This window comes from Catenovulum sp. 2E275 (assembly GCF_025515275.1).
Taxonomy (GTDB): domain Bacteria; phylum Pseudomonadota; class Gammaproteobacteria; order Enterobacterales; family Alteromonadaceae; genus Catenovulum.
In genome coordinates this window covers 15060-28587 of record NZ_JAOPFU010000016.1, presented here as the reverse complement: position 1 = coordinate 28587, position 13528 = coordinate 15060, and the positions used below count along the sequence as shown (strand labels likewise).

The 13528-nt window shown below is 36.9% G+C and carries 10 protein-coding genes; 3 read left to right on the top strand and 7 right to left on the bottom strand.

Going from position 1 to position 13528, the window contains the following annotated elements; translation table 11 throughout:
• The first annotated feature begins 298 nt into the window (after positions 1 to 298).
• From N7931_RS09695 to pelA, 3 genes are all read left to right on the top strand, one after another.
• Entirely contained in the window at positions 299 to 1753 is a 1455-nt protein-coding gene (locus N7931_RS09695) for an RICIN domain-containing protein (protein ID WP_262793705.1), read from the top strand.
• A 415-nt stretch (positions 1754 to 2168) separates the two neighbouring features.
• Positions 2169 to 2612, top strand: coding sequence for a peptide-methionine (R)-S-oxide reductase MsrB (msrB, locus tag N7931_RS09690; RefSeq protein ID WP_262793703.1), 444 nt, complete (start codon positions 2169 to 2171; stop codon positions 2610 to 2612).
• Positions 2613 to 2719: 107 nt separating this feature from the next.
• Positions 2720 to 4432, top strand: coding sequence for a pectate lyase (pelA, locus tag N7931_RS09685; protein ID WP_262793702.1), 1713 nt, complete (start codon positions 2720 to 2722; stop codon positions 4430 to 4432).
• A 111-nt stretch (positions 4433 to 4543) separates the two neighbouring features.
• Here pelA and N7931_RS09680 read toward each other — a convergent pair whose 3' ends face one another.
• The 7 genes from N7931_RS09680 to N7931_RS09650 all read right to left on the bottom strand — a co-directional run bounded on the left by N7931_RS09680 (position 4544) and on the right by N7931_RS09650 (position 13520).
• Positions 4544 to 5119 carry a hypothetical protein gene (locus tag N7931_RS09680; RefSeq protein ID WP_262793700.1) on the bottom strand — a complete coding sequence of 192 codons (576 nt, stop codon included), beginning with the start codon at positions 5117 to 5119 and terminating at the stop codon, positions 4544 to 4546.
• A gap of 11 nt (positions 5120 to 5130) precedes the next feature.
• Positions 5131 to 5613, bottom strand: a complete 483-nt coding sequence (locus N7931_RS09675) for a hypothetical protein (protein ID WP_262793698.1) — start codon at positions 5611 to 5613, stop codon at positions 5131 to 5133.
• A 62-nt stretch (positions 5614 to 5675) separates the two neighbouring features.
• Positions 5676 to 5963, bottom strand: coding sequence for a putative quinol monooxygenase (locus N7931_RS09670; protein ID WP_262793696.1), 288 nt, complete (start codon positions 5961 to 5963; stop codon positions 5676 to 5678).
• A 4-nt stretch (positions 5964 to 5967) separates the two neighbouring features.
• Entirely contained in the window at positions 5968 to 8298 is a 2331-nt protein-coding gene (locus tag N7931_RS09665) for a fatty acid cis/trans isomerase (protein WP_262793695.1), read from the bottom strand.
• An 8-nt stretch (positions 8299 to 8306) separates the two neighbouring features.
• Positions 8307 to 10502, bottom strand: coding sequence for an ATP-binding protein (locus N7931_RS09660; protein ID WP_262793693.1), 2196 nt, complete (start codon positions 10500 to 10502; stop codon positions 8307 to 8309).
• Positions 10503 to 10506: 4 nt separating this feature from the next.
• On the bottom strand, positions 10507 to 11688 hold the full coding sequence (locus N7931_RS09655; RefSeq protein ID WP_262793692.1) for an extracellular solute-binding protein: 1182 nt from the start codon (positions 11686 to 11688) through the stop codon (positions 10507 to 10509).
• Positions 11689 to 12269: 581 nt separating this feature from the next.
• Positions 12270 to 13520, bottom strand: a complete 1251-nt coding sequence (locus N7931_RS09650) for a glutamate-5-semialdehyde dehydrogenase (RefSeq protein WP_262793691.1) — start codon at positions 13518 to 13520, stop codon at positions 12270 to 12272.
• Positions 13521 to 13528 lie beyond the last annotated feature (8 nt).

Genomic DNA, 13528 nt, shown 5'->3' with positions numbered 1-13528 from the left:
CGCTCAAAATCTAATTAATTTAATAAAAGTTATAAAAAATTGGACAAAAATCAAGGTTAAACGATTACACAACACTATCTCAACATTGACTGGTTAAAAATCAAAACCGACCAAATAAAAACTCAACAGATAAAAAACAATCATAAAATATTACAATATATTTGAATTATATTAATAATTGACTAACATTTGATCACCTTTGACTGAATTAGTAATCAAAGGTATTCGTATTTAATCAATTTTGATAGTTAAATTGGTTAAATAAAATAAAGTTACAGTTAGATAACTGGGAATAAAAATGAACAAACTCAAGCAATTATTAATGATAGGGCTGTGTGGTTTATCTGCCGTCTGGCATATAAATGCAATAGCCGATGCAGAAGTCACTCGAAATACAGATGGTAGCTGGCTTGCCAGAGTGGATGGTACAGCCGTTTACCAAGGTTCAAGATATTTTGATGCAATTAACGCCGCAGCCAATAATATGGGCACTGGTACAATAAATATCCGTAACTCAGGCGATAGCGGCCCAGACGGTGGTAATGTTTATTCAATTCGCCCACAAGCAGGGCAAACGTTGGATTTTCATGGCCACCAAGTCAATGCCAACGGCGGTGATTTAGTGGTGCCAGTATATTGTGATCGCCGCGATAATATTACGGTTAAAAACTTACATGTGGTTGGTAATCCCAGATATGGTGTCTGGTTTAGAGGCTGCTCAAACGTCACACTCGAAAACATCACAATGAATTTAAGCCCACATGCAGCCGTTGGTTTGGGGATTAGGGTTGATGCCTCCACTGGTTCAGCCAATAACTTAACCATTCAAGGAAATATTAATATTAACGGCTCAACCACACATGGTATTGAAACTTATGGTGTAGATGGTTTTACCATAGGCGATGTAACGGTAAATAACTCTGGCGGTTGTGGTTTAATTTTAAATGACTCACGAAATGGAACTGTCGGTAACGTAACGGGTAGTTATAACAACTGGGGTGGCGGTTATGCAACGTTCCGAGTTGCTAATAATAATGGGCCAAATGTGCAGGTAAATAGTGTTTACTCACGAAATTCAGGTCGCGGCTTTTTCAGTGTAAGTGGTAGCCACGGCACCACAATTAATACCGTAGATATTGATACCACCACATCTCAGGGTATTTTTCTTGAAGATGCGTCTGATACCCATGTTCTTGCGGGTAGTGTCGCAAACGGTAACCCTAATTGCCAGTTAGTACGTACAGACAGCTCAAGTATCAATGTATCGGGATGCTCTCAAGTTGGTACACCACCGGGTGGTGGCTCAACAAATAATGGAACGGTAAACGGAACTTATCGTTTAATGCCAGTACACAGTAACAAAACAGTTGATGTAGCTAATTGTGGTTCCAGCAGCGGTACTAATATTCAGCAATGGTCGTGGTTAAATAATGACTGCCAGAAATTTAATATTTCACCGGTTGATGGAATATGGCACCGAATTTCACCTGTTAATGCGCCTTCACAAGGTTTGGATATTGATTCATCCTCAACCAGTAACGGAGCAAATGTCATGCTGTGGAGTTATTGGGGTGGTTATAATCAGCAGTTCAGGTTCCAAAGTGCAGGTAATGGTTTATGGCGTATCATTAACCGTAACAGTGAACTTTGCTTAGATATCAACGGCATCTCAACCGCTGATGGCGCAAACATTGTACAGTGGGAATGTCTTGCCGGTAATAATAATCAAATTTTTCAATTAATCTCTCAGTAATGTAATAACCGCTGTGTCTAAACTATATTTAGGCACAGCTTAATTATGAACTAACAGCTTATTTTACTAGGGTCAGTGGATGTTTGATGGATAAATTTTCTTCATTCTAAAAAGTGGCACTTACTTAGAATTTCTTCTACATTACCCACAAAAATATGGAGTAAGATGACTTTGCTGAAGCACAAAGAGCTTTATAGATCATTTGTATAGCCTACTATCATCCATTACTATGCCTTGTATAAACAAGCTTGAAAATTACACTGAAAAGATCACAAAACATAGTCTGAATATTATTCCTTAGATAATACAAAATTATCTTAGTTATAAAAATTTAACTTTACCCTCTCGCCAAATCAATTGCTAACACATATAGTAAAAATACAAAATTCAGTGACTTCACATAAGGAAATTCGCAATGCTTAGCTGGCAAGATATTTTACTCTACTCAACCAAAGGCAACCCCGAACCAGACAAAATCGTTGAAAAAACTGAAGCCGAATGGCAACAGCTATTATCTGAAGAAGCTTATTATGTTACTCGCCAAAAAGGAACTGAACGACCGTTTAGTAGCGATAGCTGTACTGTATTTGAGCCGGGTAAATATTATTGTGTCTGCTGCGATAATTTACTATTTGATGCCGATGAAAAGTTTGACAGCGGTACAGGCTGGCCCTCTTTTACCTTGCCGGCAACTGAAAATGCCATTGCCTATAATGCAGATACCAGCCATGGTATGCGTCGAGTAGAAACGGTTTGTAATTGCTGTAAAGCACATTTAGGCCATGTATTTCCAGACGGTCCAGCACCGTCATATTTACGATTTTGTATTAATGCGGTCGCACTCAAAAAAGCAGAATAAACAAACCTGTTAAAAACTATAAATAAAAAACCAAAAAAATGAGTTGTTTGTAACTAAATTGTTATATAAATTTAGTGACGTTCAAAACCACTCATTTAAGGTTATTTATGTTCAAATTTAATAAATTATTTATTGCGCTGCTTGCTGCAAGCTGTGTTAGTTGCGGCAGCAGTTCAAATAGTTCAGCAGAGAACCCATCTGCTGGCTCAAATCAGATTGATGATAAAACAGATAATACAACTACCCCAGAGCCAGAAGAACCAGAAGAACCAGAAGAACCAGAAGAACCAGAAGAACCAGAAGAACCAGAGCAAACTACCGCAAAAATAGAAGAAGGTGAAACCGGATTTTGTCAGTTTGACGGCATTATTGACACTAAACATGCAGGTTTTAGCGGCAGCGGATTTGTCGATACCACCAATGAGATAAATGCAGCAATTCACTGGCAAGTTTATGCTGATCAAAATGCAAATTATCAAATTACAATTAAATATGCCACCGGTAGCAGTGAGGCAAGATCGGGTAAATTAGTTAATAATTCAAACGCGGGAACAGAAACCGAATTCAGCTTTGTTTCAACCACAGAATGGACTAACTGGACAGACGAAAGCCAAACTCTCGCGTTAGTTGAGGGAACAAATAAACTTGAATTAACCGCACTGACCAGCTCAGGGTTAGCAAATATAGATTCGATAAGTATTACCGGCCCGGGGATTAATGCACAAACCTGTGAAATATTAACGGGTCAAACCTTGCCGCAAGAGAATAATCCGGTGTATGGAGAACTCAATAATTATTTATCTTGGTTTAGCCAGTCTGGCGATGATGCAGCTAAATTAAGTGCAGATAAAACCAGAGCCGATAATATGATTAGCTGGCAAATGCCACACGGCGGGTTTTATAAATATGGTGTCAGCAAATATGACTCAGCGTGGAATGGTACAGACGCTCGCTCAGGCTGGACAGGTTCAGGCGGCGTAGAACTAGGCACCATAGATAACGATGCAACCGTATCCGAATTATTATTTTTAGCCGATGTCTATCAAAGAAGCGGCGACACCAAATACAGAGATGCAGCCAGAGCAGCCTTTGAATTTTTATTAACCATGCAAACCTCAACCGGTGGCTGGCCGCAAGTTTATCCGGCTCGCTCCGGTACGTCTTACTCAAATTATGTCACTTTTAATGATAACGCGATGGCACGGGTACTCATTTTGTTAGACCAAGCCAGCCGCCAACAAGCGCCACTTAATAATGACTTATTAACCGCAGATCAACTCACCCGCATTAATCTGGCTATCAATAACGGTGTCGACTTTATTTTAAATTCACAGATAGTTCAAAATGGCGAAGCAACGGTATGGTGTGCGCAGCACGATCCACAAACGTATCAACCAAAAGGCGCCAGATCATACGAACTGGCCTCTAAAAGTGGTAAAGAATCTGTGCTGATTATTGCGTTTTTAATGACACGCCCTCAAAGCCCTCAAATTGAATCCGCAGTAAAATCCGCTTTAAACTGGTTCAGAAATACCGAAGTAAAAGTTGAAAATACGGCTTATATTAAACGCTCAAGTGGAAGTTCAGATGACAGCTATAATCCAATTCAAGCTCAAGTCGGCAGTACAATGTGGTATAGATTTTATGATTTAGATACCAATACCGGCTTTTTTAGCGGCCGTTTACCAACCGATAATCCACCCGGAGTTGGCAAAGTGTATGACATAATGCAAGTAGAACCAGAACGCCGCTACGGTTATGAATGGGGTGGAAATTATGGTACTAAAATACTCAATTATGCCGATAGTGTTGGCTATTAAATAATGGCTACATCATAACGCAATAACCCCAAAAACGGTCAGAGGTAAATTTTTTAGACTAGATCGTTTTTGGGCAATTATTTTAAACTCTGTACAGCAGGATTACTTACCCTACCTTTTTAATGAAGCTGACATAAGTTCATCAAGAGTCATCTTTTGGTTTAGCTGCTTTTCTATCAAGTCTTTATTTTTCTCAAAATATTTAACTGGAATACCAAATTGATAAGTGTTGTATCTATTTGATTTCATTGGTTTTAGTTTAATTCTGCAGACATAAAACTGATATCCTTTCCATTTGATGAGTTCAAACTGATAATGTTTTATATCATTAAGATAAAGTTTTGGTTCCCGACGAACCAAGCTTTCTATAGAGCGTTCATTTTTCTTTTCACGGTAGAGGCAGCCTTGCTCAAAACTGCAAATAATATCTTCTAAATTAAATTTAGCACTAACCCAAATGCCTAAATAACCAATAACAGCAGTTATAGTAAAATCAAATAAAACTGGGTTTGTGATAACGGCAGTTACATAATCAGGTATCAAATTCAGTTCAAAGTATGTACAAATTAACTGTAGTCCAAGCATAATAACAGTTAAAGCCACGAACAATTTAAATGACTTTTTACTCAAAAGCTTCTTGTGCTTATACCAATAAGCGTAACCATCCGGCTCATCAAAATACAACATAACTTGTTCGGTTAATAAACTGGGTTTTTACAGGGTAATCCCGTCTTGGCTTTAAACAAAGCTATCATTTGCTGGATTTCTTCTTGAGTAAAATAAGATGAATCCAGTGGTAACATATAAGAATCCGTTTGAGTATAAATGATTAACTCTGAGGAACAGGTTTTAATGCCAAGCCAGTATTTTTGTGGGTGAACCTCAAAGCCCGTTATTTGTTGATAATCCAAAAACCATAGCGTGGCTTTACCATGTATATAAACTAGCCTGTGTGGTTCAAAACTAATGCTAAAAAAAGCATTTTGAAATGGTTCTCGGTAAAAACGATGAAACATCAGTGAGCCAAAAAGAATGCTCATCACAAAAATCAACTGTGACTGCTCAAATATCAGCAAAAATAAATAAACAATCAAAACACTGCTAACCACAATGTACGCCGACTTTTTAATTCGAGTATTTTGAATAGGTTTAGCATCAAAAGTTTGGGTTAAAAAATCCATTTATTGTATTCCTTTCATAATTTTAGGTTGATGATATTAACTTTGGTTAGAATTTGGCTTTGCTAATTAACCTCAACTTTTTCAATATGATAATGTCGCTCAACATTAACCGATGCCCTGCCCCAGTCTGAATTTTTAACCCTTAACTGGTGCGCATCAAATGCCGCCTGACTGCTAAATATTTCGTGCACCTCAAAACGCTGACTTTGTTGCGAGTTTTGCGTCACATTAAATTGCTCACAGCCAGCTTCATTTCTGGTGAGTTTAATATGTTCCGCTAAAGCTTGTTTAATCATTTCAAGTTCGTGCTCGGGTACAATAATGTAACCAGTTAATATCACTTTATGCATCTAATCACCTGTTTTCTAAACGATTATAATCGAATAAACCATATTCAATACCGCGATATTTTTTAGCAAGGCTATGAATAAAATCACTATAACGCCAAAAATCCGGATGGGTTCGGCGAATCGCAAACTCAGATTTAACCGCCTGATAATCCTGCTCAGTTTCCATTTTTGCCAAACTTTGCATAAAGTCGCCCATCTCAGCTTCAGCCACCAGCCAGATCGCTTGTGGGTAATCGCCAATAAAACCGGGTGCTATGGTTGCGTAGTCTTGCGTATATTCACGTTGATTTTCTTCATTTAATAAACTCGAAATATTAAAGTGCGCGTTATTGTGCAGCAAAGTATAAGCTTTGTAATGATTTGCCTCTTCTACCAAAATAAATGAAACAGGCGGCAATAAATTAACCGCTTTGTAAGGTAAATTGTTAAGTAAAGCCAACTGATCATTCGGCTCAATTTGGTAAGTTAAGTTATTTACTTTTTCAAGCCTTTGTTTAATAAGCTGATATAGCTCAGCCTGAACTTGATCAGTTTTATATTGAATACCACTTGGCTGATTAAACTGATTTTTTTCCGATTGTAGATACTCTGCCAAATTTTTATTCGCGTTGCGATACCAGTAAGCTTTAATGGTTTGTCTTTGAGTTTGTGGCAATAAAGCTAAAAAGTTTCTTTCACCTTCTAGCCGTAAAAAATCCATATACAAGCGGGTTAATAACTGATGGCCCACGTTGCCGTACACATCAAATCCCGCGACCAATAAATAATGGATCCGCTCAAACATTGGATAATCAATTATCCATGCGGTTTTAGGGTTTTGACCAATCAAACCTTTAACCACAGTAGCGCTGTCAAAATGCCGGAAAATAGTCAGTGCCGCATTATCATTATGGCCTTCACCTTGCCAAATTAACTCTTCAGTTAAATGCTCACCCTGCTTAAAAAGCTGATTAGCTAACTCGGCTTTGGCAGCCATATATTCGCTTTCTTGTTCTGCATATTTAAGCCAGTTTGCGATAGGTAAAGCATTGCTATCTTCTGCTGCGGGCAGTGCTAAATTGTGTTTATGTTCAATTAAAAATTGATTAAATCTAGGATCGGCAACTAATTTAGGATCAGCAAATACCACCCAAAAGTGGTCGTTAATTACATTTAATGCCACTTGGCCACGACACACTGGCCCTTTAATAAATCCCATAATAATAAACTGGGCATTATCTAACATAAATTGATAACGCGCCTGTACCGGCAGCTCAGCAAAAGTCACAAACGGGTTAGACGCTTTCTCAATTTGATAACTCGGTAGCTCGCTTACCAAATATTCCGACTCAATAAATAGCTGATTAATCCGGTTAAATTTTTGTTCTGTTAATTGCAGCGGCAAATGCGTTTTAGCCGTTGTACTGGTTTTATCCTGCACAAAACGGTAATACACTTTATCGGTTTTAGGATCTTCAAACGGTCGTCGGGTATTAATCACGTTTAAAGTTTCACCCGGTGGCGTACTTGAACGCACCAACTTGAAAAACTCGGTATCAATGCCTTGGTCATCAAAATATAAATGCGCTAAAAACCAGTGTTCATAAATATAACGAGCCACTAATTGATGTTTAAGCGAGCTTTGATTTAAAAACGCTTCCCATTGGTCTATTTGAGCCAATAAATTAGCATCTGGCAGCGCAATATCAGCCATTGGCGCACCTTTACTTAACCAAAGTTGTAACGTTTTAAACTCTTCGGTTGAAACTGGCGGTAACCCATAAGGCATACCGGCATGCGGGTTTTTAGCGGAAAATTGCTCGTATTCCTCAATTGCCGAACAGGTTTGATCCCGATTTAAAGAAAAATCATATTCATCACCTAATATCGGCTGGTTTACCTCATAGTGTTTATATTTAAGGGCTAAACTCTGGTATAAAACACTGCCGGCTAAATTAGCCTCAATAGTCTGATCTCTTTCATTTAAAACCGGTTTAAAGCCTTTTTCGCGCCAGTTTTGGGTTGAGGTTGCATCAATAAATAAACGGCTGGGTTCAATTGCTAATAAACGTTCACCGTTATAAACCGGTTGTGGATTAATACCGCGATCAATTCCGGCCGGTGATGACAGTTTTAACTGACAAGGTGCATCATAACAACCGTGGCAAACAACGCAGCGGCTTTCTAAAACAGGCTTAACCTGAGATAAATAGGTTTGTCCGGCGTCACTATCTGTTGCTACAATTCTGTCTCTCACTTTAGGCGAGCCAAACCATAAATCGAGTTGATTCATTCCAATTGCCGCACAAGCAGACAATACCAGTGCACAGCAGGCAAATACTAAATATCTTTTCATAAATGTTTTTAATTATGGTTATGTGCTAATGGACTTAACAATTTATACAGCCGATTTAAATCGATAGGTTTATCTATATAGTCATCAGCCCCGATTTTAAAATAATACTCAATATCGGAGGGCATTACATTAGCTGTTTGCATAATAATTGATGCTTGATAACCAGATGCTCTTATTTGTTTAACTGCACTAATACCATCTAAGTTTGGCATTTGTACATCCATTAAAATAATATTTGGTCTGAATTCAGTTACTGCTTTTACTGCTTTTATGCCATCTGATACCACTAAAATATTTGCTTTAGTGGCAGCCAGCATAGATGCTAAAACTTCTTGATTAATTTCATTATCTTCTGCGACCAAAATTCTGATTCCAGTCAAATCAGGACATTTAGTTGACTCTTTAGGCTTTTCCTGCACAGGTTCTTCAATGGCATTTGCTTTAAAATAGACACAAAAGCAACTACCTACATTAGGTTCAGATTTTACTGTGAGCTCCCCGTCCATTAGCTCAACCAAGCTTTTTGTAATAGTTAATCCTAAACCTGATCCGCCAAATTTTCGGGTTGTACTAGCATCCGCTTGCTCAAATGTATTGAAAACTTTATCTAGTTGTTCAACTGACATTCCAATTCCTGTATCCTCAACAGTCAGCTTAAATCCTGCTTTATCCTGGTTCTCCAGTTTCACAATTACTGTACCTGAATGAGTAAACTTAATTGCATTCGCAACCAAATTTAATAATATCTGGTTGAAGCGGGTTGGATCTAAACGCCAGTATCGAGGAAATTTTTCTGAGTACAGATGCTCAAGTTGAATTGACTTATCCTCAGCTTGTTTCATTAGTGAACTTAAAGTTGACTCTATTAATTCCGTTACATCTACATCCCGCCATTCAATAATCACTTTACCAGCCTCAATTTTAGAGAAATCTAAAATATCATTTAATAAAGCTAACAAACTCTTGGCCGACACTTCTGCTTTATTTAACCAATGCGCCTGTTTTTCAGTTAACTCTGTTTGGCTTATTAGCTGCAACATACCCAAAATACCATTCATTGGGGTACGTATTTCATGACTCATATTTGCCAAAAATTGAGCTTTTAATTTTTCAGAATGCTCCGCTACTTGTTTTGCTTGTTTTAAACTATTAACTTGCTCATCAATTTTGTTAGCCATTTGATGCATGGCAGATATTAACTCGTCAAACTCAGCATATTCACTATTTTTTTTATGAGCCTGATAATTGCCACGGGCAAACTGTCGGCTTAAACTAATTACATCAAGTAAAGGTTGGTTAATCTGCTTTGAAAAATGTTTAATAAAATAAAGTAATACCAATAAAAACAAAATAAATAAAAAAGTTAAAATCACAATATTAGTAATGAAGATATAATGCAGGTCACTTTTATTCTGAAAGACTTTTAAACTTAACGGAAATATCAATTCTCCATCTTTAACTGTTAAATCTATTTTTTTCTGTGCCATGAAATAAGATGCATATCGACTTAATTGTGTCATTGCCAACGATTTATCTGGTAAATTCAAATGATATAAATAATGTTCATCTCGTATTGTGCTATGAAGAGGTGCCATTAGTTTATCCATTTCAATCAAACAAACTAAAATACCAGTGGTTTCATAAGGGTTGACTATAGAATTCTTTCGCTTTTGTAATGGAACAATATAAGCTAAAACATAACTAAATTCTTTCTTAGAAAAATAATCTGAACCTAGCTCAGATTGCGATAGCAAATATAATTGAGTATCTGTCTCTGCTGGATTTTGCTCAATAAATACTTTTGCTAAAGCACTGAGCTGCTGTGTAGGAAGTTTCAAGCTTTCAACCGGATAAGCTTCAACAATAAATTCAGAATCATCTAAAATTAACATGGATTCAATCAGATGGTTTTGTTCTGTATAAAACTGCAGTTCTTTGGCTACATACTGAGAAAAAAGAATATTCTTGGGGACTTCAGCTAAAGCTTTGTTTGACTTAAGTTCTAAGATATCAAACTTAATTTGGGTTAAGCTATTATAAACAGAAGCAGCTGCGACTTTACTCTCCCACTCAAGATTTTGCTCTACCTTATCTAATTCTCTTTGGTAAGAAAAATAAACTAAAATACCTCCAACAATGAATAAAGGAACAAGAATTACACTCGCAATACTTTTAAACAGGACATCTTGATAATGTTTTTTCATCTTATTAATTTAAATTAGAAATTGAGCGTGTTGCTATATGTTGCATATACTCTGTAGTTTTTTGAGCATCAAAAACACCACTACCATAACGATTAAACCCTTTGAATAAAACCTCCCAAATTATCGCCATTTCAGGATTATTTGGCATAGCAATCGATCTTTCCATCTGGCTAATAACTGATTTTAAATTCTGGTTTGCCTTACGAGAAACCGAGTTAAATACCAGAGAATGTGTTGGTAAAGAAAACAGGTTTTCAGAAAGGTATTCTTGAGTTTCGATTGATTGAAAAAAATCTGCCAATTCTTTTAAGTCAGCTTGTTTATGTTTACTTAAAGAGTGATTAGGAAAAGCCATCAAATAAACTGAGTAATAGGAACGCATCTCTTTATTACCAATTTTAGGTAATGCGGTAACCCCTAAATCATTACCCAAGCTGGACTTTAAACTGGTATAACTCCAAAAACCATCAATTAAATAATCTACATGTCCGAGTTTAAATTGGTTGATTGCGCACTCATAAGCACATTTACCATCGATCAAACCTTGCCTATTTAATGACCAGTAGAAAGTTAAAGCCTGTTGCATTTGTTCTGTATCAAATTGGACCGCAGGATTTGATTCTGGGTTAAAAGGTAGTGCATTAAATGCCGTTAAAAAAGGAATTAACCAGTACATCTCGCTATAACTCCAAGCAATTTTCGGTAAAGCACTTTTTGTATCTGAAATAAGCTGTTGCCAATTTTTTATCGGCTCTGTCACTTTTGATTTATTGTAATAAAGTACTAAATGATTCCCTGAAATAATTGGGATACCATAAACTTGTCCCTTAATACTGGCATTTTTTATATCTTTCTCTCGTAAATAAGGATTCAACCAATTTTTTGGTACAGGGTTATAATTAAGCTTTTTTAAACCAATAAAATCAGCTGGTACTATCATTACATCTGGGATCACAGTTTCACTATCATCAAGCTGTAATTGACTTTTAAGTTTATTATTATCTAATTCGATCGAATCAATTTGGATACCTGTCTTAGCAGAAAATAAAGATAACAAGTAAGTAAATTTAGGATTATCTAGCGTATAAACTAAACTAATACTTTTTTCTTCGGCATTGCTATTTATTGAGTAAAAGAAAAGTAAAAGAGCAAAAATCAATTTCAGCGAATTATCACTTTTAATCATCAAACATCCAAATTAAATAAGCATGAACATAACTTATTTAATTTTAGCTTCTATCTGATTAAACGCTATTGATAAAAGAGCTTAATATCGAGCTAAATCAATATAAATATCGATATTAAACTGGAAATTAAAGCCATTTAATCAAAACAAATTCATCTAAAGTAAGTTAAATAATTTTTATTCTAGCTTTTAGGACAAAACTAAAAGGCAGCGTTTGTTTGGTGTTTCTTCTGTGCTGCCCCACATAAATGTGGGGTAAGGTAACTTTGTAAGGAGCACACAGTCTTTATAGCTCATTCGTGTGGCTCACTACACGTCAATCGCAATGCCTTAGATAAAATACCAAACAAACGGCTGAAAAAATCGTACTCAAAAAATCAACAGAGCTAGGAATGTCACTGGCAACTCATTCTTTTATATAGCATTGTTTTCAAAAGTACCTAGTATTCGTGCAATAATACGCCTCGAATTGAACCTGATCACTCTGATACACAAAAATTTAAGTTGATTTAAATAGCTACAAACAAATAGAGCGCCAATTGGCGCTCTATTTTATACTATCGGGAAAAGTTAATAACAATTTATGGCCGTACCTGACCATTCCCCAAAACAACAAATTTTTGGGTCGTTAAGCTTTCCAGCCCCATTGGACCATAGGCATGTAATTTAGAAGTTGAAATACCAATCTCAGCGCCTAACCCTAACTGACCACCATCTGAAAAACGCGATGAAGCATTAACCATGACGACAGCACTATTCACTCGACGAACAAACTCATTGGCGCGAGCATAATTTTGTGTACAAATTACCTCAGTATGGCCTGAGCTAAATTGCTCTAAATGGGCAATGCTTGCATCAAAATCATCAACCACTTTAACTGCAATCTCTAACGCTAAATATTCAGCTTCCCAGTCCGCCACTGTTGCAGCTTGAGCGCCGTCAAAATAGCCAATGCTGTTTTCACAAGCATGAATTGTAACGCCTTTTTCAGCTAATACTTGAGCGGCAACTGGTAAATATTGCTCTGCAATATCTTTATGCACCAGTAAAGTTTCAAGCGCATTACATACACCCGTACGCTGAGTTTTACCGTTAAGCAATAAATCAATTCCCATTTCAATATCCGCAGATTCATCAATATATAAATGACAAACCCCTTTAAAATGTTGAATCACAGGAATTCGGCTGTTTTCAGTCACAAAACGAATTAACCCTTCACCACCACGTGGAATAATCAGGTCAATATCGTCAGACAAAGTCATTAATTCATTCATCACGGCTCTGTCTGTATCCGGTACAACACAAATCGCGTTTGGATCAATATTTTGTTCAACTAAAGCTTCGTGTAAACATTTAGCAATAACTAAATTTGAATACAAAGCTTCTTTACCGCCACGTAGCACAACCGCATTACCAGATTTTAAACATAATGCAGCCGCTTCGGCCGTTACATTAGGGCGAGACTCATAAATCATCGCAATAACCCCCAATGGAATACGCATTCTGCCAACTTGCATGCCATTTGGGCGTACTTTCATTTCGTTAATTGTGCCAACCGGATCAGGTAATTGAGTGACTTCAATTAGCGCATTAGCTAAATCCTGAATACGTTCAGGCGTTAAACGCAAACGGTCGATCATAGCATCGGTTAAGCCGTTGTCTTTACCGGCCACTAAATCACGTTCGTTTTCAGTTAAAATTAAATCGGTTCTTTCAATTAATTTTGCTGCCATTGCACTTAATGCCGCATCCTTTTGTGCAGTGCTTAAATTAGCAACAGAAAATGATGCTTTGCGGGCATCTTTTGCCATTTGTGCGATTGAAAAGCTCATTTATTTAC